We start from the raw sequence: 21,287 nt of genomic DNA, 5'->3' as shown, positions 1-21,287 counted from the left end.
GGCATTTTGCGGGCCGGGAAGCGGCTTTCCGCGCGGCAGGGCTGCCCTGCCGCAGCGTGAAAGCGCAAGGAATTACAGAGTTTTGCCTGGGGGACGAGCATGACCGAAGGAGCCGCCGCGACCGGCGCGGCGACAGGCGGCGTCAACATCCTGCTGCGGTTGGAGGGCCTGACCCTGTTTGCGGGGATGGTGATGCTTTACTGGGCCTGGGATGGCTCCTGGTTGGTGTTCGCCGTGCTCTTCTTCGCTCCGGATTTGAGCTTTCTGGGCTATCTTGCCGACGCCAAATTCGGCGCGCTGGTCTACAACGCCAGCCACAGCTATATGGCGCCGGTGTCGCTGCTGACGCTGGGCTTCGGCCTCGCCTCGCCGCTTACGCAATCCATCGCCTTGATCTGGCTCGCCCATATCGGCATCGACCGGGCACTGGGCTACGGCCTGAAATATTCCGCCGGATTCGGCTTCACGCATCTGGGGGCGATCGGCCGGCAGAAGGACGCCTGACCGGCGCTCGATCGCGCAAAACCTGGTGTTCCGGCCTGGTTGACCGGACCAGCCGATCAGGCTTGCTTCCGGCTCGCAATCAGGCGCCGAATGTTGCGTGAGCCCAGTCAGTGCGGCGGTGGTCATGACGCCTTGGCCTCGACGGGCGCTTTACAAGCCAGGTTAGGCGGATACGGGCGCTGGAGTTAGATCGCGCCGATCTCGGCGAGACATGATTGCGTCAGCGGCATGCGGGCCTCGACGTGGCGCGGCTCGCGGCAATCCATGTTGAGCGCGAACACGGTATGCGCCTCGCCCTTCTCGGCCCAGCCGACCATCCAGCCGAGCGACGGCTCGCCGCGCTCGGCTCCCAGCAGCCCGGACTTCGCGCGAATGACGGTGTCTCCGACCTTGGTCACCGGCAGGATGTCAGCGACCAGATCCTGGCTGCGCTTGCTGATCGGCAGCGCACGGCGGCGCAGCCGGTCGACGAAATCGATCTGCTCGACGGGGTCGATGCGCAAATTCCCGGTGAGCCAGAACTGGTCGATGCCGCCGCCGATGCCGCGATTGCCGTAATCGAACTCGTCGACATATTTCTGCATGCGCTCCTGGCCGATGCGGCGCGCGATCTCCTGATAAACCGGCACCGCGCTCACCGCGATTGCGCTGCGCAGCGTGTGGTCCTTGTTCCAGGCCTCGATCGAGCGCTTGACGCCATCCCAGGGAAACACGTCCTTGTCGGGGTCAGCCACGACACCGGTTTCCAGCGCGATCAGCGAGTTCGGAATCTTGAAGGTCGAGGCCGGCAGCTTGCCCTCGCCCGAGCGCTCCTTGTCGCTGGCGACGACCAGGTAGTCCTCGACCTTGTAGCCGACGAAGGTGCCCGATGTGCCAAGATCGGCGAAGCGCTTGGCGAGGCTATCGCGGATCTCGTTGCGCGGCGGCGCGACGTGGGCGAACGCACGTGACGGCAGGATGGCGGCTGCGAGCAGCCCGAGAGTGGAACGGCGGGTGAGCAAGCGTGATGTCCGTTGAGCAGTGAAGGCGACGCGACCATGCAGCCGCTACGTGGTGAAACGATGACAGGTCGTGCCTACCGTCCCCGGCCCGATAGTCGCAGCACGAACACCAGCACCTCGGCGACGGCCTTGTAGAGATCGGGCGGGATCTCCTCACCGAGCTCGACCTTGGATAGCGCGCCGGCCAGAACCTCGTTCTCCTCGATCGGGATGTCGTGGGCCTTGGCGATCTCCACGATCTTTTCGCCGATCGTGCCCTTGCCCTTGGCAACGACGACAGGCGCATTGGTGCCCTTCTCGTAATGCAGCGCGATCGCGAGCTTGGAAGGATCGCTCATGTGGCACGATCCAGGAAATGTCCGGCGCGGACAGGCGCCGGTTGCGGCGGCGTGCCGTCGCGCACGATGATGTCACCGGGCTTGAGCTCGGCCCTCGTCAATGCCTGACTGAGCTCACCGATGCCGGCACGGAGTTGCTGCGCCGTCGCCGGTCGCTCCGCCCACATCCGCACGAAGGTCTTGTCGCCGTTTAGTGTGATCAGAGCATGCACGGGGCCGGCCGGTTCGACATTGAGCGAGAAGCGCGCACGCCAGGCACGCGTGGCGGGATCGGCGGATTCATTGCCGCCATCGCGCGAGATCTCGAACTGCGCCATCGCGGTGCCCTGCGGGGTGGCAAACGGAATCTCGAAATTCCATTGCGGCACGGCCGGGTCGACGCGGTGGCCGGAAGCGTCAGTGCGATCGGGGAGCGAGGCAACCTGGAGCAGGGTCTGCCGGGCGATTGCGGCGTCGGTGTCGTCGCGCAGGCGGTGCACGGTGGCGGCAAGCGGCGTATCCGGCGTCAGCGATGGCAAGGCGACAGCCTGGGACGCCGGCAATGCGCCGCGGAACGGCGGTGGCATGGTTGCCTGGGTGACCGCCTCGAAGAGGTGGCCATCCGGCACGGCCTTGTTGGAGCCGGGCACGTTGCCGATCATGCGCGGCAGGCTTTGCGTGATCTCCTGCAAGAGGCTGGCGGCAAGGCCTGCCGTCATCGTTCGCGGCATCGCGGCCTGCGGAGCGGCGGCATCAGCCAGGACGGCGGCTGCTTGCGTGGTGCCGCGCGGCATCTGCTGCGATTGAACGATCTCAGCATCGGTGGACGGCACAGCGGCCGGCACGGCCCCGCCTGCGGGCTGAACCGGTGTGGCTGTCCCCGTAGCGCTGGCCGGAAGCGCGGCGCCTTGCGCCTGGGGTGCGGCGGCGTCGAGCGAGGCCAGCGTCTGGCGCAGTACGAGCAGCGCCGCTTTCAAGTCGGGGGTCGCGCCGGATGACGGCGGCGTCGTGCCCGCGGCGAGCGAAGCCTCGAGAAACAGGCCGGATTTCTGCAAGGCGGATTCGATATCGCTGCCGTCGAGCCCGGTATTGAGCGGCGTCCGTTGCGCCAGCACATCGAGCACGGCCTGCTTCAGCCCCGCCGGCAAATCGCTGCCGGTGACGACCGCGGCGAGATTGGCGAACAGCGGTGCCTGGCTGCCCTGCTTGGTCACAGCCTCGGCGGACGCCATTGTGACGGCAACCTGCTCCGATGGCGTCAGCGCGTTGCGCGCAGCGCTCGCCGACGGCGCAAGCGGTGGGCTGTCCACCAGCGAGGCAGCAGCCGGCGTGAGCGTGATCTGATCGGCTGCCGCTCCACCTGCCCCGCCCATGACGGCGAGCCGGATGGTGCCGTCGTTCTGCGAGACCGCGAGCTGGAGATTTTGCCCGGGCGACAGCGCCACTTCCGACATCACGTCCATCGAGAGATTTGCGATCGCGATCCGTACCAGATTGTCCGCGAGCACGCTGACCACTCTGGCGTCGACGACACTGCCGGCCTGAAGCACGAGATCGGGCGTCGCCGCATCAGCCGGAGGGCTGGCGGCACTGACGGGAACGATCGAGCTTATCGGCGTCGGCATCGTGAGGCGGCCCAGGGAAAGCTGGCCCCACCCTAAGGCCGCCGTCGTAAACCTCTCGTTAAGGACCTTGGGCCGCGGGCGGCTTTACCGCGGCCAAGACCGCCACGGCGGCCTCGAAATCGCGCGCGCGGATGGCCCGGCGGCTAGAGGCCTCCTCGTCCACACCCCATTGCTCGATGTTCCAGTCCTCGTCGACATGGGCCGCGGCCCAGACCTGGTCGGCGTCCCGCGCGCCATGGATCAGGGCCAGCGCCAGCAGCGCCGAACCCGTCAGGGTGGTGACGATATGGAGCGCCGCCACCGACCAGGCATCCTGCGGTAGCGCGGCGCGCGCGGCCTGAACGGCCGCGTCCGGCTGTTTCACATGCATGATGCCCTCAGACAGGATGAAGCGCGCTCCCAGCGTCTCCGCCGCCCAGAACAGCACGGGATCCCAATGGGCGGTTTCGCGCGCGACCAGTCCCTCAGGATGGCCGGCACGATAGAACAGCAGGTCGGACTCCAAGTATTTCGCCAGATCGTCGCTGACCTGATCGACGCGGTCGACCACGCCCTCGACCACGCTGTTGGCGATCCGCGTCAGCGGCATGGTCATGGGGTCGATCGCCTCGCCCTGGGCTGCCCATTCGGAGGCGACCGCATCGGCAAGTCCGCGCGCAGGAATCACGACCTGGCGCCCGGAGGGCGTGCGGATCGGCTTGCCGTCGAGGGTGACGGCAAAGCCGCCCTCGGTCTCGGCGACGGCGGCCTCCTTGTAGAAGCGCTTGCGCATGGGCGCGCGCGCGGATTGGCGCGCTGCTTCACGCGGATCGGGCGGGGCTTTCCCCGCAGCGTCATCGAACAATTCGCGCATATCGGCTTTTCGGCTCCGGTCGCTGCATAGCAGGGTTTTAAGATAGAGGCGGCGACCGATAAAGCGAGCAGCGGGCATGCGGGAACTTGCGGGCGTCGCCGCGCGTGAGGCCCGAAGCCCCTCAGTTCGCGCAGCTACGCGCATAAGTGCCGCGGTCCGCGGGGCCGAGCCCGGCGCCTGCGGCATCGTCGAGGCACCTCGTGACGCGGTCGCTGAACGAGTTGCGCGGGATCGGCTTATAGTTGTAGCGCGGCGGCGCGTCGAACTGCGGAACCTTCGGCACCTCGATCCGCGGGGGCGGCGGAGGGGGCGGCAGCGGAACGAGCTGAGGGGCGCCCGGCAGCAAGTATTGGGCGTGCGCGAGCTGCCCCGTGAGCAGCACAGCCAACAGCACAAGATGGATCGGAAGCCTTGTCATGGGCAGACATGTCGTGCGTCCGCCGCCCCCATTCAACATCGCTAGTCTTCAGGCGCATTCTCGATCGGGTCAAATCTGGTTGCATCCAGCCCGAGCAGGTTCCAGGACTGCTGCATGTGCGGCGGCAACGGCGCGGTGGCGTCGATCACCCCGCCGCGCGGATGCGGAATGACGATGCGCCGTGCCAGGAGGTGCAGCCGGTTTTGCAGGCCGCCCGGCAGCTGCCAGTTCTCGATGTTGAAATATTTGGGATCGCCGACGATGGGATGGCCGATATGGGCCATGTGAGCGCGCAGCTGGTGGGTGCGGCCGGTCACCGGCTTCAGCGACACCCAGGTCAGCTTGTTGCCGGCGGTCTCGACCACCGCATAATAGGTCACCGCATGGCTCGCGCCCTCGTCGCCATGCTGGGCGATGCGCATGATGGTGTCGTCCTCGCTCTCTTCCTTCGCGAGGAAGGTCGAGATGCGGCCCTGCTTGGGCTTGGGCAGGCCCGGCACCAGAGCCCAATATACCTTTCGCGCCGAGCGCGAGCGGAACGCGCCGGTCAGATGCGAGGCGGCGAAGCGAGTCTTGGCGACCAGAAGACAGCCCGACGTCTCCCTGTCGATGCGGTGCACGAGACGCGGCTTCTGACCCTTGGCGTCGCGCATCACCTCAAGCATCTGGTCGATGTGCCGCGTCATGCCCGACCCGCCCTGCACGGCGAGGCCCGCCGGCTTGTTCAACACGAGAACGTCGTCGTCTTCCCAGATCGTCATCTCCTTCAGCGCCTTGAGCGTCTTCTGCGCAGCCTCCGAGAGCTCGCCGACGACCTTCGGCGCGTCGAGCTTCAGCGGCGGAATGCGGACGCTCTGCCCCTCCTCCAGCCGGTCCTTGCTGTCGACGCGCTTGCCGTCCACGCGCAGCTCGCCTTTGCGGACGACGCGCTGAATGTGGGAGAACGACAGGCCGGGAAAGCGCGCTTCGAGGAAACGATCGACACGCATGTTGTTCTCGTCGGCCGTGACGGTGACGGTCTGCACCTTGGTCGGCAGCAGCGCTTCGACGGGTTTTGCCGGCGCGGCTCTCTCCAGCTCGAGCTTGGGCGCGCGCCGCTCGGCACGCTCGCCTGCAAAGCGCGGCGGCTTCGCGCCCGGCTTGCCGCCTGGGCGCGGCCCGGCCTTCTTCGCGCTGTGCGCCTTGAACGGACGCGCCTCTTTGCGCTCGTCGCGCGAACGTGGTTTGGGATCGGTTCTTTTGATGCGGCGGCTCATGGTTGCCTGCGTACCCTAAAAGCCGGCTGCCGTCACGGCGAAATGGCCGTTTCTAGCGCTTCCCGCTCCGCTCCTTGCGCAGCTTGGCCCAGTAATCCAGCCGTTTCCTGATCTCGCGCTCGAAGCCGCGCTCGGGCGGGTCGTAGAAGGTCTGCCGGCCCAGGGCTTCCGGAAAGTAGTCCTGGCCGGAGAAGGCATCCGGCGTGTCGTGGTCGTATTCGTAGGCTGCGCCGTAGCCTTCCGACTTCATCAGCTTCGTCGGGGAATTGAGGATGTGCTTTGGCGGCAGCAGCGATCCCGCCTGCTTGGCGACCTGCATCGCCGAACCGAAGGCAGCGTAGACCGCATTCGATTTCGGCGCGGTGGCGAGATAGACCACGGCCTGCGCGATCGCGAGCTCGCCCTCGGGATGGCCGAGGAAGTCGAAGGCGTCTTTTGCCGCATTGGCGATAACGAGGGCCTGCGGATCGGCAAGGCCGATGTCCTCGACTGCCATGCGCACGACGCGGCGGGCCAGGAACAGCGGGTCCTCGCCGGCGTCGAGCATACGGGCAAGATAATACAGCGCGGCATCGGGATCGGAGCCGCGCACCGACTTGTGCAGCGCCGAGATCAGGTTGTAATGGCCGTCGGCCGATTTGTCGTAGATCGGCGCGCGGCGTTGCAGGATGTCCTGCAACTGGGCGGCATTGAAAATCTCGTCCGCCCGCGCCGAACGCCAGACTTCTTCGGCAAGCGTCAGCGATGCGCGGCCGTCGCCGTCGGCCATGCGCACCAGCACCGCGCGCGCCTCCGCATCCAGCGGCAGCTTCTTGCCCTCGACCGCCTCGGCATGCGCGAACAGTTTTTCGATCGCCGCAGCATCGAGCGAGCGAAACACCAGCACGCGCGCGCGAGAGAGCAACGCCGCATTGAGCTCGAAGGACGGGTTCTCCGTGGTGGCGCCGACCATGACCACCGTGCCGTCTTCCATCACGGGCAGAAACGAATCCTGCTGCGCGCGATTGAAGCGGTGCACCTCGTCGACGAAGAGCAGCGTGCCCTTGCCCATCTCGCGGCGGGCCCGCGCGGCATCGAAGGCCTTCTTCAGGTCGGCGACGCCGGAGAACACTGCGGAGATCTGTTCGAAATGCAGATCGGTGGCATCCGCCAGCAGCCGCGCGACCGTGGTCTTCCCGGTGCCCGGCGGGCCCCAGAACACCAGCGACCCGAGCGTGCGCGTTTCCAGCATGCGCGTCAGCGCACCGTCGGGGCCGAGGATATGGTCCTGGCCGACGACCTCCGAGAGCGCGCGAGGACGCAACCGATCCGGCAGCGGATGCGGCGCCTCGTTGTCGAGCCCCGCCGCGGCAAAGAGAGTCGGCGTCTGCTGTGGTCGCTTCGGACTCATCCGCCCAGCGTGACGTTGATCTGCTGGCCGCCGCGCACCAGCGTGATGCGCCAGATCCGCGGCCGCTCACCTGCGGCTTTCTCGAGGTCAACGGTCTTGCTGATCTTCTGGTTGTTGACGGCCAGGATGATGTCGCCTTTCTGGAATCCGACGTTGGCGGCCGCGGTATCGCTGCCGATATCGGTGATCACGACGCCTTCGGTGTCGGCGTCCAGACGCAGCTCGTCGGCGACGGCGGGCGTGATGGTCGAGACCTTCGCGCCCTGGAACGGCGAACGAGCGGTGACGACGAGCTCGCTGCGCCCGGTATCGGGTGCGGTCTCCAGCGCCACGGTCAGCTTGATCGGCTTGCTGCCGCGCTGCACGTCGATCTGCGCGGTGCCGCCCAGCGGGCGGGTTGCGAAGCGGTAGTCGAAGGCGTTGGGATCATCGACGATCTGGCCGTCGATGCCGGTGATGAGGTCGGAGGATTTCAGACCGGCCTTCGCTGCCGGGCCATTCGGGACCACGCTCGCGACCAACGCACCGGTCGGCGAGCGCAGGCCGAGGCTTTCGGCGATCTCGGGCGTCACCGCTTGCAACTTTGCCCCCAGCCACGGCCGCTTCACCGCCTTGCCGCCGCTCTTGGCGGAGGCGACGACGACGCGCACCATGTTGGCGGGAATCGCAAAGCCGATGCCTTGCGAGCCGCCGGAGCGCGAATAGATCGCGGTGTTGATGCCGGCGAGCTTGCCGCTCATATCGACCAGCGCGCCACCGGAATTGCCGGGATTGATCGCCGCGTCGGTTTGAATGAAGAACTGATAGTCGGTGATTCCGACTTGCGTGCGGGCCAGCGCCGAGATGATGCCGTGGGTCACGGTCTGGCCGACACCGAAGGGATTGCCGATCGCGAGCACGACGTCGCCGACCAACAGCTCATCGGAGTTTGTGAAATCGAGGGTCGGGAATTTCTCCTTGGGGTCTTTCACGCGCAGCACGGCGAGATCGGTGCGCGAATCCTTCAGCAGGATCTCGGCCTCGAACTCGCGCTTGTCCGACAGTGACACTTTCACCTGGTCCGCACCTTCGATGACGTGGACGTTGGTGACGACGAGGCCCGAGGCATCGACAATGACGCCGGAGCCGAGCGAGCGCTGCATCTGCTCGGGTTGCTGGCCCGGCACGCCGAAGAAGCGGCGGAAGATCGGATCGTCCAGCAGCGGATTGCGGTTCTGCACCACCTTGGCGGCATAGACGTTGACGACCGCCGGCTGCACCCGTTGCACGATCGGCGCATAGGACAGCCGCAACTCGGCCGGCGATGACGGCACACGGCGGTCCTGCGCTGAGGCCGGATTGAAGTGGGCCGAAAAAGCCATGCACAATGCCGTAGCGGCGGCGGTCCGGGTCGATCGAAACATTCCTACCTCTCGGAAAAGACGCCGGAATATAGGCGCGTTCGTCCCTCAATAGAAGGGCGCCGGACAGCAATATTCGGGCCCTTTTCCGCGGCGTCCGACATGCAAGCGGAGCGTGCGATTCGGCAATTTGCCGGAGCGATGGATTGGCATGACGCATGTCATCTTGCATGGTGGACGGCGAGCGGATTCGGTTGTGGCGAATTGGCTTCAGCGGGAACCGTGCAATGGGGGCGCAGCGTCGCGGAGCAGTCACCGATCACGCCTAGGCTCCGCCAGCGACTTGGGGAAGTTCGTCAAACGATGGAGTCATGACGTGAGCAGGACAAGACTTGCAGCCACGGCGATCGGTCTCGCCGGTGCGATGGCGGCCTCGCAGGCCCAGGGCCAATCGGCAAGCAGCAGCGAGCAGGAGATCGCGCTGCTGAAACAGCAATTGAAGATGCTGGAGCAGAAGCTCGACAGGCTCCAGAGCCAGACCGTGGCAAATGCAGCAGCCGCGGCAAAAACCCGGGCCGAAGCGAAGGCCGAGGCGCGCTCGGAGGCCAAGGCAGCCGTTGCCAATGCGAACGCTGCGATCCCGCTCAAGGGACCGGCGCCGGCATCCGGCGTCGTTGTGACGATGCCGAACAACCGGCCGACCATCTGCACCGCCGACCAGGCCAACTGCGTCGCCATCACCAGTCGCCTGCATTGGGATGTCGGCGGCTACGACTATCGTCCCAACACCGCGGCGACCGTGCCGCAGAGGCTCGACAGCGGCCAGAACGTTCGCCGCGCGCGCATCGGCGTCACCGGCAAGTTCTTCCACGACTGGAACTTCGCGCTGGTTTACGATTTCGGCGGCTCGTCCGACGGATTTGGCGGCGCCGCGCCGGGATCGCTGCCGGGCGGCGGCCTCTCCGGGGTCGAGAACGCCTATCTCAGCTACACCGGCCTGAAGCCGTTCGGCGGCAAGATGGCGATCGAGGCCGGCATCATGGATCTGCCGTACACACTCGACGAAGCGACGAGCTCGAACGACATCATGTTCATGGAGCGCGCTTCGCCCGGTGTGGTCGCGACCAACATCGCTGCCGGCGACTTCCGCTCCGCAGCCGGCGCGCGCTGGTTCAACGACCAGCTCTGGATCGGCGGCTATGTCACGGGACCGTCGACCGGCGCGATCCATTCCGCTTCGAGCGCGACGCCGCCCGGCACGAGCGAGCAATATGGGGCGGTGGCGCGCGTGGCCGGCAATCCCATCAGCGGCAAGGACTACTCGGTGCATATCGGCGCCAATGCGCAATGGCTGATCCAGCCACCACGCAACCTGATCGCCAACGCCCAGACGGTCACGCTCAGCGACCGTCCGGAATTGCGTCTCGATCCGACGACCCTGATCTCGACCGGCGCCATCGCCAACGTCTCGGGAGCGCAGGTCTACAGCGTCGAGGCGGCAGCGACCTACGGGCCGTTCATCGTCCAGGGCGAGTACTTCTGGTACAATGTCGACCGCACGGCCAACACCGCCGTGCCGCTGGTCGGCGCACCGAGCCTGAAATTCCAGGGCGGCTATGCGCAGGCGGGCTACGTGCTGACGGGCGAAGGCCGGACCTACAATGCGGCCAATGCCGCCTATCACGGCGTCAAGCCGGCGCATCCGTTCTCGCTCGATGGTGGCGGCTGGGGTGCGTGGGAGATCGCGGGACGCTTCTCGACGATCGACCTCAACGACCAGCTCGCAACCGCTAACGGCGTCGCCGGCGGCCGGCAGACCGTCTACACGCTCGCGCTCAACTGGTACGTCAACGGCAATGTCCGCTTCATGCTGGACTACCTGCACGGAACGGTGTCGCGGCAGGCCTCTCCGGTCTCGACCGCCGACGTCGGCTCGAAGTTCGACGCCGTCGCGATGCGCACCCAATTCGCGTTCTGAGGCTCTCAGCCGTCGTCCCGGGGCGCGCGACGGCGCGAACCCGGGACCCATGACCACAGGGTGGAGTTTGGCGAAGACCCGGAGTTACCGGCCCGCGCCACACTTCTCCTAGTGATCTACGCGGCGCGCTTCGGCTTCTTCACGACCACCGGCGGCGGCGCGCAGGACAGTCGCTCCTGATGGCTCTCGCCCCAGGCCTTGAGAATATCGATCACCGGCTTGAGGCTCTCGCCGAGTTCGGACAGACAGTATTCAACGCGCGGCGGCACCTCGGCATAGACCTTGCGGATGACGAGCTTGTCTTCCTCGAGCGCACGCAGCTGTTTCGTGAGCATGCGCTGGGTGATGCCGGGCATCAGGCGGCGCAATTCGCCGAACCGCTGGGTGCCGCTCTGGAGGTGGTAGAGGATCACGCCCTTCCATTTGCCGTCGATCAGGTCCAGCGTCGCCTCGACCGAGCAGCCGGGACGACGGGCAAAATTACGCCGCTTCATCCGTGTTTTCCCAATAGTATCCAAACAGGGACTATATCCCCAAATTTACAGTACTTGCCAATTTGAAGCCAGGGCGACAGTTAGAGCGGCAGGCGAACAGCCCATCTGATGGAGACAAGCCATGAAGGCCGTCGGCTACAAAAAATCGCTTCCGATCGAGGACGCGGATTCACTGATCGATTTCGAGACCGCGAAGCCCGAGCCCAAGGGGCGCGACATGCGCGTCGCCGTGAAGGCGATCTCGGCCAATCCGGTCGATTACAAGGTGCGCAAGCGCGCCGCCCCACCCGAGGGTGAGACGAAGATCTTGGGCTATGACGCGGCCGGCGTGGTCGATGCCGTCGGCCCCGACGTGACGCTGTTCAAACCAGGCGACGAGGTGTTTTACGCCGGCTCGATCCTGCGCCAGGGCACCAACTCGGAATACCATTTGGTCGACGAGCGCATCGTCGGCAGCAAGCCGAAGAGCCTGTCATTCGCGCAGGCCGCCGCCCTTCCCCTCACTTCCATCACCGCCTGGGAATTGCTGTTCGACCGGCTCGGCGCGGTCCCCGGCAAGAGCGTCGATCCGCGCACGCTCCTGATCACGGGCGGTGCCGGCGGCGTCGGCTCCATCCTGATCCAACTGGCCCGCCGTCTCACCGGGCTAACGGTGCTGGCGACCGCGACGCGGCCGGAATCGCAAAAATGGTGCCTCGATCTCGGCGCGCATGCGGTGGTCGACCACGGCAAGCCGATGAAGGAGCAGATCGAGAAATTGAAGCTGCCGCCGGTCGCGCTGGTGGCAAGCCTGACCTTCACGGACCAGCACTACAAGGCGATCGCGGAGTTCATGGCGCCGCAGGGGAAGTTCGGCCTGATCGACGATCCCCCGGAGTTCACCATGAGCACGTTCAAGGGCAAAGCGATCTCGGTGCACTGGGAATCGATGTTCACGCGCTCCTCGTTCCAGACGCCCGACATGATCGCGCAGCATCATCTGCTGGGCGACGTCGCCGACCTCATCGACAAGGGCGTGTTGCGCACCACGCTCGACCAGACCTTCGGCACGATCAACGCCGCCAACCTCAAGCGCGCGCATGCGCTGCTCGAAAGCGGCAAGTCGCGCGGCAAGATCGTGCTGGAGGGGTGGTAGGAGGCGGACTTCGTAAGGTGGGTTCGAAGGCGTAACCCACCTTACGACTTCAGCTCGGATGGACTCGTCGCCCGCTCGACAAAGCCTTTCGCCAGCGCATGATAGATGCCCTCTTCGCAGATCATGCGGGAGGTCGCGTGCGCGATCAGCGCGGATGCCATCAACGGCACGACCATGCCGTGATTGTCGGTCATCTCTGTCACGATCACGAAGGCGGTAATGGGCGCCTGCACGACGCCGGCGAAATACGAAACCATGCCCAGCAGCATGATCGCGCCGAGAGGCGCATCGTGGAAGAACGAGGCAATGTTGCTGCCGATGCCGGCGCCGACGGCGAGCGAGGGCGAGAAGATGCCACCCGGTATGCCGCTGATGGCGGCAAAGGTCGTCGCCAGCAGCTTGAGCACGCCGAAATCCTGCGGCAATGGCGAGCCGTGTTCCAGCGCCGCCTTCACCTGCTCATAGCCGGTGCCGTAGATCGTATCGCCGGATACCAGGCCGCAGATCGCGACGGCAAGACCGCAAGCGAACGCGAACCACAGTGGATGCCCCTTGATCGCAGTTCCGAGCGGGCTGCTGAAACCGCGCGCCGTCGCGATCACGATGCGGCTGAACAGGCCGCCTGCGAGGCCACCGGCCACCCCACAGAGGGGAATGGCGAGCCAATCCGCTCCACGCGCCAGCGTCATCGCGCTGCTGCCAAAATAGGCGTAATTGCCGGCGAGCGCGAGCGAGGTCAGGCCAGCTGCGATGACGGCCGCAATGATGAGGCTGGACGTGCGGGTCTCAAAAGCACGACTCATCTCCTCGATGCCGAAGACTATGCCGGCTAGCGGCGTGTTGAAGGCTGCGGCTACTCCGGCGGCGGCGCCGGCCAGGATCAACCCGGGCTGACGGCGCGGCGAGACACGGCCGAGCGCGAACATGATCGAAGCACCGACCTGCACCGTCGGACCTTCCCGCCCGACGGAGCCGCCGCACAACAGACCGAACAGAGTGAGGAGCACCTTCCCGATCGCGATACGGATCGAGACCAGGCTCTCCCGCGCACTCTGATCGGTCAGATGCCGCGCCGCGATCGCCTGCGGGATGCCGCTACCTTGCGCGTTCGGGAATAGACGAATAGTCAGATAGGCTGACAACATGAAGCCGAGTGGCGTCACCGCCAGCACGGCATAGCGCGACTTCCCGAGCAGCAGTGCAAAGGCGTGCTGGGCGAGGTCGGCAACTTGCGCCAGCGCCACCGCTGCTGCGCCCACTCCGATCCCGCCAAGCAGGAAGATCCCTCGCCGCTGCCATCGCACGGACGTGAGCCGCAATAGACGTTTTTGACGGATCGAGGGGGACCAGAGCATCGAGGCTCTGTTTTAGTCCGTCACGTGCGGAATTGAAGAGCCGAGTGGGCAGATCAGCTAGGCTGGAACCACCCCCTCGACGAAGATCAGGCGCCGCTCCAACGCTGTCTGCCGCAGCTTGAGCGCCTCGGTATGTTCCGGCGAGGCGCACCATTCCTTCAGCCGAGCCATCGACAGGAATTCGACGATGACGATGGTTTTTGGCGGAAGATTTCCTTCGGCGAGCTCGGGCTGCCTCCGCGGAGGAGATAGCGGCCGTCATATTGCGCGATCGTTTTCGCGGCGAGCAAGCGATGGGCCTCGAAGCCATCGGGATCACGCATCTCGACTTCGGTAATCACGTAGGCCGCCATGCCTGACCTCAGACAATCGTGTTGACGATGCCGCCTTCGGCCCGTAGCGCCGCCCCGTTGGTGGCCGACGCCTGCTTCGAGGCGACATAGACCACCATGTTGGCGATCTCCTCGACGCTGGCAAAGCGCTGGATCAGCGAGCTCGGCCGATGCTGCTTGACGAAGTTCGCAGCAGCCTCGTCCACCGACTGTCCATTCTGCCTGGCGAGATCCTTGACGAACGTCTCGACGCCCTCGGACATAGTCGGTCCCGGCAGCACCGAGTTGACGGTCACGCCGCTGCCGCGCGTGAGCTGCGCGAGACCGCGCGCGACCGAGAGCTGGGCCGTCTTGGTCATGCCGTAGTGGATCATCTCGACGGGAATGTTGAGACCCGACTCCGAGGAGATGAAGACGACGCGGCCCCAGTTGCGCTTGAGCATGCCTTTCATGTACGCGCGCGACAGCCGCACGCCGCTCATCACGTTGACCTCGAAGAAACGGGTCCAGTCCTCATCCGGGATCTCGAAGAAGTCCTTCGGCTCGAAGATGCCGGCATTGTTGATGAGGATGTCGACGTCCGGCAGCGCCGCAACGAGTGCCTTGCAGCCTGCCGCGGTCGAGACGTCAGCCGCGATACCGCGGACCTTCGCCCCTGTCCCTTCCAGCTTGCGGACGGCCGCATCGACCTTGTCCTGGCCGCGGCCGTTGATCACGACACTGGCCCCGGAGGCGGCGAGGCCCTTGGCAATGGCATGGCCGATGCCGGCGGTCGAGCCGGTGACGAGGGCGGTCTTTCCGGAAAGGTCGATGTTCATGCGATGTCTCCATGGATGATGACGGAGATATCGGGGTCACCCTAAGGAGTGCAATCGGCGCTCACTCACGCGTGAGTGACGAAGGGTTCGTAGGGTGCTTTAGCCAAGGCATAACCCACCCTACGTACTGGCCGGGAAAACAAAACGGCGCCCGAAGGCGCCGTTCTCTTCAATCAGCTTCCAAGGTCGGCTTACGCCGCCTCGGCTTCCTTCTCCTGTACCGGACCGGAATCCTGGCCCTTGGCGTCGACGTCGCGATCGACGAACTCGATCACGGCCATTGCGGCGTTGTCGCCGTAGCGGAAGCCAGCCTTGATGATGCGGGTGTAGCCGCCCTGGCGGTCCTTGTAGCGGGGCGCGAGAACGTCGAACAGCTTCTTGACCTGATCCTTGTCGCGCATCTCGGAGATGGCCTGACGACGCATGGACAGGCCGCCCTTCTTGCCGAGAGTGATCAACTTCTCGACGATCGGGCGCAGTTCCTTTGCCTTCGGAAGCGTGGTGACGATCTGCTCGTGCTTGATCAGCGCGGCGCACATGTTGGCGAACATCGCGCGGCGATGCTCGGCGGTACGATTGAGCTTGCGATGAACCTTGCCGTGACGCATGTGTGTAGTCCTTACAAAATTATTGCCGCGACGGTTCGTCGGACATGTTGCTCAGGTGGGCTGCCTGCGTTCGCCCTGTTCGGTCATTCCGGGGCGGCTCGCAGAGCCGAACCCGGAATCTCGAGATTCCGGATCGTCGCTTCGCGCCGTCCGGAATGACGAATGCTCAGTAGTGATCCTCGAAGCGCTTGGCGAGCTCGTCGATATTCTCCGGCGGCCAGCCCGGCACTTCCATGCCGAGATGCAGACCCATCTGGGCCAGCACTTCCTTGATCTCGTTCAGCGACTTGCGGCCGAAGTTCGGGGTGCGGAGCATTTCCGCTTCGCTCTTCTGCACGAGGTCGCCGATGTAGACGATGTTGTCGTTCTTCAAGCAGTTGGCCGAACGCACCGACAGCTCGAGCTCGTCCACCTTCTTGAGGAAGGCCGGGTTGAAGGCGAGGTCCGGGATGATCTCCTGGGCGACTTCCTTGCGCGGCTCTTCGAAGTTGACGAACACGTTGAGCTGATCCTGCAGGATGCGTGCAGCGTAAGCCACCGAATCATCTGGCGTCAGCGCGCCGTTGGTCTCGATCGTCATGGTCAGCTTGTCGTAGTCGAGGATCTGGCCCTCGCGGGTGTTCTCGACCTTGTAGGAGACTTTGCGGACCGGCGAGTACAGGCTGTCGACCGGAATCAGGCCGATCGGCGCATCCTCGGGACGGTTGCGCTCGGCGGGCACGTAGCCCTTGCCGGTAGCCACCGTGAACTCCATGCGGATCTCGGCGCCCTCGTCGAGCGTGCAGATCTGCAGGTCCGGGTTCAGCACGACGACGTCGCCGACGGTCTGGATGTCGCCGGCGGTGACGACGCCCGGGCCCTGCTTCTTCACGACCATGCGCTTGGGGCCCTCGCCCTGCATCTTGATCGAGATGTCCTTGATGTTCAGCACGATGTCGGTGACGTCCTCACGGACGCCCGCGATCGAGGAGAACTCGTGCAGCACGCCGTCGATGTGCACCGACTGCACCGCCGCGCCCTGGAGCGAGGAGAGCAGGATGCGGCGCAGCGCATTGCCGAGCGTCTGGCCGAAACCGCGCTCGAGCGGCTCGGCGACGATGGTCGCGAAACGCGAAGGATCGCTGCCGGGCGTGACCTGGAGCTTGTTCGGCCGAATCAGTTCTTGCCAATTTTTCTGGATCGTCACTGTTTCACCCATACAGGCCAGTCAATTTGACAGTTCAAATACTGGCGTTGGAGAAAGGCCGCAGAGTATTCCCGCGGCTTCTTACAAAAGTCATCGCGGGCGCTAATGCACCCGCGACTTGGTATCAAACGCGCCGACGCTTGCGGGGACGGCAACCGTTGTGCGGGATCGTGGTCACGTCGCGGATCGAGGTGACGGTGAAGCCCGCGGCCTGGAGCGCACGGAGCGCCGACTCGCGGCCCGAACCGGGACCGGCGACTTCGACTTCCAGCGTGCGCATGCCGTGCTCCTGCGCCTTCTTGGACACGTCCTCGGCGGCAACCTGCGCGGCATAGGGGGTCGATTTGCGGGAGCCCTTGAAGCCCATCGTGCCGGCGGAAGACCAGGCAATCGTATTGCCTTGCGCGTCGGTGATGGTGATGGTCGTGTTGTTGAACGACGAGTTCACGTGCGCGACGCCGGAGGCGATGTTCTTGCGCTCACGACGGCGAACGCGGGTGGCTTCCTTGCCCATTGAGTCCCTTTCCTGAAGATCTCAAACGCCGCCGTAATGCCAGCGGCTACACCTGTGGAAGCAAATAGCGATTAGCGAATGGCGAATAGGGATGATCCCTACTCGCCATTCGCCATTCCCTATTCGCCAGTTTACTTCTTCTTGCCGGCGATGGCCTTGGCCGGCCCCTTGCGCGTGCGCGCATTCGTGTGGGTGCGCTGGCCGCGCACCGGCAGACCGCGACGATGACGCAGGCCGCGGTAGCAGCCGAGGTCCATCAGACGCTTGATGTTGATGCCGACCTCGCGACGCAGATCGCCCTCGACGAGATAATCGCGGTCGATCACTTCGCGGATCTGGAGGACTTCGGCGTCGCTGAGCTGATTGACGCGACGATCCACGGGGATCTTCACCTTCTCCAGGATCTCAGCGGCGATCTTCTGACCGATGCCATGGATGTACTGGAGCGCGATCAGCACGCGCTTGTTGGTGGGAATGTTCACGCCGGCAATACGGGCCACGGCCTTCTCTCCTGTCGCCGATCCTCGTCAGGATCGGGCTTTAAGTGCTTGTGTTCTCGGGCAGGTGTTCACAAACGCGAACACGACGCCCACCCCCGGTCTTCCTGGGGCCCGGCATCGTCTGAAACTATCCGACTTGGATGCGGGGCTTATTAGGGGATTCCGGGGGCTTTCGTCAACCGCTGCTAGCGTTTGGCTCGCCTTTTCGTGACCTTTTTTGCGGTCTTCTTGGCACCTTTTTTGACGCCTTTCTTGGCAGCCTTTTTTGCCACCTTCTTGACGGTCCTCTTAGTCGCCTTCTTGCCGACCTTCACGGCCTTCTTCGAAGTCTTTTTGCCAGCTTTTGACGGTTTTGCGGCCTTTTTGGCTGCTTTAGCCGGCCGTTGGGCTGATTTCTTGGCCCGCTTCTTGACCGCGGTCGCTTTCTTGGCCGGCGACGCCTTGGCCGCGCTCCGGGCAGGAGCCTTGGGTTCCACCGCCCCCAGCGCCAGAAGCTGGCGGTGGATGGCGCGGGTAACCTCGTCAATGGCCATCATGCCGTCGATGGTCGAGAGCTTCCGACGCTCGGAATAGTAGTGAATCAGCGGTTCCGTCTGGCTACGGTAGCTGGCTAGCCGCTTGGTCAGGACCTCAGGCGTGTCGTCGACCCGGACCTCCTCTCCGCGCTCCCGCATCTGGGCAACGCGGGTCTCGACGCGACTCAGGAGTGCGCTCTCGTTGACGCGGAGTTCGATGACGGCGTCGAGCTTGAGGTGCTTGCGCTTGAGCAGCTCATCCAGCGCCTCGGCCTGCGGAACGGTACGGGGGAAGCCATCGAGGATGAAACCGTTCCGGGCATCCGGCTGGTCGATGCGGTCGGAGATGATTCCCACCACGACGTCGTCAGGCACGAGGCCGCCGCTGGCCATGATCTCCTTGGCCTTGAGCCCGACCGGCGTTCCCGCGGCAACCGCCGCGCGCAACATCTCGCCGGTCGAGAGCTGCACGATACCATACCGCTGCACCAGCAGTTGCGCCTGGGTCCCCTTGCCCGACCCCGGCGGTCCCAGAAGTATAATTCTCATCGGCGTACGCCCCCCGGATTGGTGAGCGATACGTCGCGCACCTGTGCCTTGATATCAAGGGCGGTGCAAACCACAACCAGCGCAGCACCACCATTGACGACCATACTATAAGGCAGACCGATCCCGTAAAGGTCGAACAGCTCCGGAATCAACTGCAACGCCGTCAGGTAGACGGCTCCGACGACTGTCGTCAATGACACGACGCGATCGAGATAGGCAGCGGTCGCCTCGCCGGGCGCGACACCAGAGATGATCCCGTTGCGTTGCGCCAGTGATTTGGCCGTGTAGTCGGGATCGATGACATAAGCGGTGTAGATGAAGGCCAGCACGAACACCGCGACTGACACCAGGACGAGGTGCGCCGGCTGCCCCAGCTGAAGATGGCGATAGGCCGCGGCGACCAAGGGGTGGTCGGCACCCATGACGGCGCCCGCAAGCGCGAGCGGCAAAAAGAAGATCCATGGAGCCACCGTAACCGGAATCAGGAACCCAGCACTGTTGAGCTTGATCGGCAGCACGGCGTCGCGCGCCGGCAGTTGCCGCCGCCCGACGCTGAGTGCGCCGAAATCGACACGAACGTTTCGGCGGGCGCCTTCGACGAGCACCATGACAGCCACAATCACAACCCAGAACACGGCATGGGCGAGCACGAGCTTGCTCGAGATCGCCTCGCTACGCAGCAGACCAACGATATCGGCGACATCGCTCGGAATGGCGACGATAAAGCCGACGCTCAAGATCAGTGCCAGACCGTTGCCGATCCCGTAACGGGTAATCTGCTCGCTGAGCCACACCAGCACGAAGACGCCGCCCACCATCGAGGCGGTCGCCGTCATCACGAACCAGCCGCCCGGATTTCCGACGAGGTTCGGAATGGTCGTCAGCGCCGAGGCGATGCCGTAGGCCTGAAATGTCGCAAGACCCAGCGTCAGTCCGAGCGTGACGTGCGCGATTCTACGTCGGCCGCGCTCGCCCGACCGCTCGAGCGAATTCAGGCCGCGCCACACCAACGACAGCATGCGGATGAGGATTGCCGCCGACAGATAGGGAATGAGGCCGAGCGCAAAAACCGAGAGCCGGGAGATGAAGTCGAGCTTCGGCGAGAAGCCCGCAATATTCACTCCCGCCAGCGGGATCTGTGTGCCGAGCCTGAAAAGGAGCAGTGCGCCGATCGTAACAGCGATCCGGCGCGCGAGCTCCCTGCTCATCTACGCCGGCCGCGCAGCTTCGACTTGCGGATCAGGCCTTCATACTGATGCGCCAGCAGATAGCCCTGCACCTGGGCCACCGTGTCCATGGTGACACTGACGACGATCAGCAGCGAGGTGCCGCCGAAATAGAACGGCACCGACGCATAGGAAATCAGGATCTCCGGGATCAAGCAGACGATCGCCAGATAGATCGCGCCGAGCACGGTGATGCGCGACAGCACGTAATCGATGTATTCGGCAGTGCGCTCTCCCGGACGGATGCCCGGAATGAAGCCGCCGTGCTTCTTCAGATTGTCCGCGGTCTCGGTCGGGTTGAACACGATCGCGGTGTAGAAGAAGGCGAAGAACACGATCAGCGCCAGATACATGATCAGGAACAGCGGACGGCCATGGCCGAGCTGGGTGTTGATCCACTGGAACCATTCCGGCCCGCTGCCCGCGTTGAAGTTCGCCACCGTGGTCGGCAGCAACAGCAGCGAGGACGCGAAGATCGGCGGGATGACGCCCGAGGTGTTGAGCTTGAGCGGCAGATGCGAGGACTGGCCCTCGAACATCTTGTTGCCGACCTGGCGCTTTGGATACTGGATCAGGAGGCGACGCTGCGCGCGCTCCATGAAAACGATGAAGGCGATCACGGCGACGGCCATGATGATGACGACCAGGATCAGACCGGTCGACATGGCGCCCTGACGGCCGAGTTCGAGCATGTTGGCGAGCGCGGCGGGCAGCTCGGCGACGATGCCGGCGAGGATGATCAGCGAGATGCCGTTGCCGATGCCGCGCGAGGTGATCTGCTCGCCCAGCCACATCAGGAACATGGTGCCGCCGGTCAGCGTGATCGCCGTGGACAGACGGAAGAACATGCCGGGCTCGCTTACGACGTTGCCGGCGCCTTCGAGGCCCACCGCGATGCCATAGGACTGGAATGCGGCGAGGATGACCGTCAGGTATCGCGTGTACTGATTCAGCGTCTTGCGGCCGGCCTCGCCTTCCTTCTTCAGCGCCTCGAGCTGCGGCGAGACGGTGGTGAGGAGCTGGATGATGATCGAGGCCGAGATGTACGGCATGATGTTCAGCGCGAAGATCGCCATGCGGTGGATGCCGCCGCCGGCGAACATGTTGAACATGCCGAGGATGCCGCCCGCCTGGGAGCGGAACACCTGCTCCCAGATGTTGGGATCGATGCCCGGCAGCGGGATGTAGGTCCCGAGCCGATAAACGAGCAGCGCACCCAGGGTGAACCAGATGCGCTTCTTCAGTTCGTCGGCCTTGGCAAACGCGCCGAAATTGAGATTGGCTGCCAGTTGTTCCGCTGCAGAGACCATCTTGGACTTTCTCCCGCCGCCTGTTGCGCCGTCATGCCCGCGGCCGGGCTAGTTTAGCGGACG

21 protein-coding genes and 1 pseudogene are annotated in these 21,287 nt (G+C 64.8%); 3 read left to right on the top strand and 19 right to left on the bottom strand.

The window, feature by feature from the left end:
* Positions 1 to 99 precede the first annotated feature (99 nt).
* Positions 100 to 504, top strand: coding sequence for a DUF4260 domain-containing protein (locus ACYCVF_RS34480; RefSeq protein WP_459604140.1), 405 nt, complete (start codon positions 100 to 102; stop codon positions 502 to 504).
* 185 nt (positions 505 to 689) lie between these two features.
* Here the strand turns inward: ACYCVF_RS34480 and blaOXA are convergent, their stop codons facing one another.
* The 8 genes from blaOXA to ACYCVF_RS34440 all read right to left on the bottom strand — a co-directional run bounded on the left by blaOXA (position 690) and on the right by ACYCVF_RS34440 (position 8,767).
* On the bottom strand, positions 690 to 1,505 hold the full coding sequence (gene blaOXA / locus ACYCVF_RS34475; RefSeq protein ID WP_459604139.1) for a class D beta-lactamase: 816 nt from the start codon (positions 1,503 to 1,505) through the stop codon (positions 690 to 692).
* A 74-nt stretch (positions 1,506 to 1,579) separates the two neighbouring features.
* Complete coding sequence (locus ACYCVF_RS34470) at positions 1,580 to 1,843, bottom strand: EscU/YscU/HrcU family type III secretion system export apparatus switch protein (protein WP_028140989.1); 264 nt, start codon at positions 1,841 to 1,843, stop codon at positions 1,580 to 1,582.
* Positions 1,840 to 3,447: a flagellar hook-length control protein FliK gene (gene fliK, locus ACYCVF_RS34465; RefSeq protein WP_459604138.1), complete on the bottom strand. Its 1,608-nt coding sequence runs from the start codon at positions 3,445 to 3,447 to the stop codon at positions 1,840 to 1,842. Before fliK ends, ACYCVF_RS34470 begins: the two co-directional genes overlap by 4 nt.
* Positions 3,448 to 3,505: 58 nt before the next feature.
* Positions 3,506 to 4,300 (bottom strand): ATP12 family chaperone protein, encoded by a 795-nt coding sequence (locus ACYCVF_RS34460; protein ID WP_459604137.1) that lies wholly within the window; start codon positions 4,298 to 4,300, stop codon positions 3,506 to 3,508.
* Positions 4,301 to 4,421: 121 nt separating this feature from the next.
* Positions 4,422 to 4,718 (bottom strand): hypothetical protein, encoded by a 297-nt coding sequence (locus tag ACYCVF_RS34455; RefSeq protein WP_459604136.1) that lies wholly within the window; start codon positions 4,716 to 4,718, stop codon positions 4,422 to 4,424.
* A 41-nt stretch (positions 4,719 to 4,759) separates the two neighbouring features.
* On the bottom strand, positions 4,760 to 5,974 hold the full coding sequence (locus ACYCVF_RS34450) for an RluA family pseudouridine synthase (RefSeq protein ID WP_459604135.1): 1,215 nt from the start codon (positions 5,972 to 5,974) through the stop codon (positions 4,760 to 4,762).
* 52 nt (positions 5,975 to 6,026) lie between these two features.
* Positions 6,027 to 7,364, bottom strand: a complete 1,338-nt coding sequence (locus ACYCVF_RS34445) for a replication-associated recombination protein A (RefSeq protein WP_459604134.1) — start codon at positions 7,362 to 7,364, stop codon at positions 6,027 to 6,029.
* A complete protein-coding gene (locus ACYCVF_RS34440) occupies positions 7,361 to 8,767 on the bottom strand; it encodes a DegQ family serine endoprotease (RefSeq protein ID WP_459604133.1) in 1,407 nt (468 codons plus the stop codon). The genes ACYCVF_RS34445 and ACYCVF_RS34440 overlap by 4 nt, the downstream gene beginning before the upstream one ends.
* Positions 8,768 to 9,080: 313 nt before the next feature.
* Here ACYCVF_RS34440 and ACYCVF_RS34435 point away from each other — a divergent pair, with 313 nt between their 5' ends.
* Positions 9,081 to 10,682, top strand: coding sequence for an OprO/OprP family phosphate-selective porin (locus ACYCVF_RS34435; protein WP_459604132.1), 1,602 nt, complete (start codon positions 9,081 to 9,083; stop codon positions 10,680 to 10,682).
* Positions 10,683 to 10,798: 116 nt separating this feature from the next.
* Here ACYCVF_RS34435 and ACYCVF_RS34430 read toward each other — a convergent pair whose 3' ends face one another.
* On the bottom strand, positions 10,799 to 11,176 hold the full coding sequence (locus ACYCVF_RS34430; protein WP_459604131.1) for a winged helix-turn-helix transcriptional regulator: 378 nt from the start codon (positions 11,174 to 11,176) through the stop codon (positions 10,799 to 10,801).
* A 121-nt stretch (positions 11,177 to 11,297) separates the two neighbouring features.
* On the opposite strand from ACYCVF_RS34430, the gene ACYCVF_RS34425 reads away from it, so the two are divergent.
* On the top strand, positions 11,298 to 12,311 hold the full coding sequence (locus tag ACYCVF_RS34425; RefSeq protein ID WP_459604130.1) for a zinc-binding alcohol dehydrogenase family protein: 1,014 nt from the start codon (positions 11,298 to 11,300) through the stop codon (positions 12,309 to 12,311).
* A gap of 41 nt (positions 12,312 to 12,352) precedes the next feature.
* On the opposite strand, the gene ACYCVF_RS34420 is transcribed toward ACYCVF_RS34425, so the two are convergent.
* From ACYCVF_RS34420 to secY, 10 genes and pseudogenes are all read right to left on the bottom strand, one after another.
* Positions 12,353 to 13,666, bottom strand: a complete 1,314-nt coding sequence (locus ACYCVF_RS34420) for a chloride channel protein (RefSeq protein WP_459604129.1) — start codon at positions 13,664 to 13,666, stop codon at positions 12,353 to 12,355.
* Between the two features lie 57 nt (positions 13,667 to 13,723).
* Positions 13,724 to 14,019, bottom strand: a pseudogene (locus ACYCVF_RS34415) (DUF1330 domain-containing protein).
* A gap of 8 nt (positions 14,020 to 14,027) precedes the next feature.
* Positions 14,028 to 14,816, bottom strand: a complete 789-nt coding sequence (locus ACYCVF_RS34410) for an SDR family NAD(P)-dependent oxidoreductase (protein WP_459604128.1) — start codon at positions 14,814 to 14,816, stop codon at positions 14,028 to 14,030.
* Between the two features lie 191 nt (positions 14,817 to 15,007).
* Complete coding sequence (gene rplQ / locus ACYCVF_RS34405) at positions 15,008 to 15,424, bottom strand: 50S ribosomal protein L17 (protein WP_211376142.1); 417 nt, start codon at positions 15,422 to 15,424, stop codon at positions 15,008 to 15,010.
* 166 nt (positions 15,425 to 15,590) lie between these two features.
* Complete coding sequence (locus tag ACYCVF_RS34400; RefSeq protein WP_459604127.1) at positions 15,591 to 16,622, bottom strand: DNA-directed RNA polymerase subunit alpha; 1,032 nt, start codon at positions 16,620 to 16,622, stop codon at positions 15,591 to 15,593.
* 112 nt (positions 16,623 to 16,734) lie between these two features.
* Entirely contained in the window at positions 16,735 to 17,124 is a 390-nt protein-coding gene (gene rpsK, locus ACYCVF_RS34395; RefSeq protein WP_007603045.1) for a 30S ribosomal protein S11, read from the bottom strand.
* A 131-nt stretch (positions 17,125 to 17,255) separates the two neighbouring features.
* A complete protein-coding gene (gene rpsM, locus ACYCVF_RS34390; protein ID WP_459604126.1) occupies positions 17,256 to 17,624 on the bottom strand; it encodes a 30S ribosomal protein S13 in 369 nt (122 codons plus the stop codon).
* Between the two features lie 185 nt (positions 17,625 to 17,809).
* The gene (locus ACYCVF_RS34385; protein WP_459604125.1) at positions 17,810 to 18,688 is read right to left on the bottom strand and encodes an adenylate kinase; all 879 of its coding nucleotides are present in this window, start codon (positions 18,686 to 18,688) and stop codon (positions 17,810 to 17,812) included.
* Positions 18,685 to 19,896, bottom strand: a complete 1,212-nt coding sequence (locus tag ACYCVF_RS34380) for a preprotein translocase subunit SecY (RefSeq protein WP_459604124.1) — start codon at positions 19,894 to 19,896, stop codon at positions 18,685 to 18,687. The genes ACYCVF_RS34385 and ACYCVF_RS34380 overlap by 4 nt, the downstream gene beginning before the upstream one ends.
* Complete coding sequence (gene secY, locus ACYCVF_RS34375; protein WP_459604123.1) at positions 19,893 to 21,224, bottom strand: preprotein translocase subunit SecY; 1,332 nt, start codon at positions 21,222 to 21,224, stop codon at positions 19,893 to 19,895. Before secY ends, ACYCVF_RS34380 begins: the two co-directional genes overlap by 4 nt.
* Positions 21,225 to 21,287 lie beyond the last annotated feature (63 nt).

The sequence above is a fragment of the Bradyrhizobium cedriense genome, assembly GCF_054602315.1.
The sequence above is the reverse complement of the archived record's forward strand: the minus strand, read 5'-3'. Positions and strand labels throughout refer to the sequence as shown.

Bases quoted from the DNA above. Each gene is read 5' to 3' on its own strand.
- ACYCVF_RS34480 (WP_459604140.1), top strand. From the start codon at position 100: ATGACCGAAGGAGCCGCCGCGACCGGCGCGGCGACAGGCGGCGTCAAC.
- ACYCVF_RS34470 (WP_028140989.1), bottom strand. From the start codon at position 1,843: ATGAGCGATCCTTCCAAGCTCGCGATCGCGCTGCATTACGAGAAGGGC.
- fliK (WP_459604138.1), bottom strand. From the start codon at position 3,447: ATGCCGACGCCGATAAGCTCGATCGTTCCCGTCAGTGCCGCCAGCCCT.
- ACYCVF_RS34460 (WP_459604137.1), bottom strand. From the start codon at position 4,300: ATGCGCGAATTGTTCGATGACGCTGCGGGGAAAGCCCCGCCCGATCCG.
- ACYCVF_RS34455 (WP_459604136.1), bottom strand. From the start codon at position 4,718: ATGACAAGGCTTCCGATCCATCTTGTGCTGTTGGCTGTGCTGCTCACG.
- ACYCVF_RS34450 (WP_459604135.1), bottom strand. From the start codon at position 5,974: ATGAGCCGCCGCATCAAAAGAACCGATCCCAAACCACGTTCGCGCGAC.
- ACYCVF_RS34445 (WP_459604134.1), bottom strand. From the start codon at position 7,364: ATGAGTCCGAAGCGACCACAGCAGACGCCGACTCTCTTTGCCGCGGCG.
- ACYCVF_RS34440 (WP_459604133.1), bottom strand. From the start codon at position 8,767: ATGTTTCGATCGACCCGGACCGCCGCCGCTACGGCATTGTGCATGGCT.
- ACYCVF_RS34430 (WP_459604131.1), bottom strand. From the start codon at position 11,176: ATGAAGCGGCGTAATTTTGCCCGTCGTCCCGGCTGCTCGGTCGAGGCG.
- ACYCVF_RS34425 (WP_459604130.1), top strand. From the start codon at position 11,298: ATGAAGGCCGTCGGCTACAAAAAATCGCTTCCGATCGAGGACGCGGAT.
- ACYCVF_RS34420 (WP_459604129.1), bottom strand. From the start codon at position 13,666: ATGCTCTGGTCCCCCTCGATCCGTCAAAAACGTCTATTGCGGCTCACG.
- ACYCVF_RS34410 (WP_459604128.1), bottom strand. From the start codon at position 14,816: ATGAACATCGACCTTTCCGGAAAGACCGCCCTCGTCACCGGCTCGACC.
- rplQ (WP_211376142.1), bottom strand. From the start codon at position 15,424: ATGCGTCACGGCAAGGTTCATCGCAAGCTCAATCGTACCGCCGAGCAT.
- ACYCVF_RS34400 (WP_459604127.1), bottom strand. From the start codon at position 16,622: ATGGGTGAAACAGTGACGATCCAGAAAAATTGGCAAGAACTGATTCGG.
- rpsK (WP_007603045.1), bottom strand. From the start codon at position 17,124: ATGGGCAAGGAAGCCACCCGCGTTCGCCGTCGTGAGCGCAAGAACATC.
- ACYCVF_RS34385 (WP_459604125.1), bottom strand. From the start codon at position 18,688: ATGAGAATTATACTTCTGGGACCGCCGGGGTCGGGCAAGGGGACCCAG.
- ACYCVF_RS34380 (WP_459604124.1), bottom strand. From the start codon at position 19,896: ATGAGCAGGGAGCTCGCGCGCCGGATCGCTGTTACGATCGGCGCACTG.
- secY (WP_459604123.1), bottom strand. From the start codon at position 21,224: ATGGTCTCTGCAGCGGAACAACTGGCAGCCAATCTCAATTTCGGCGCG.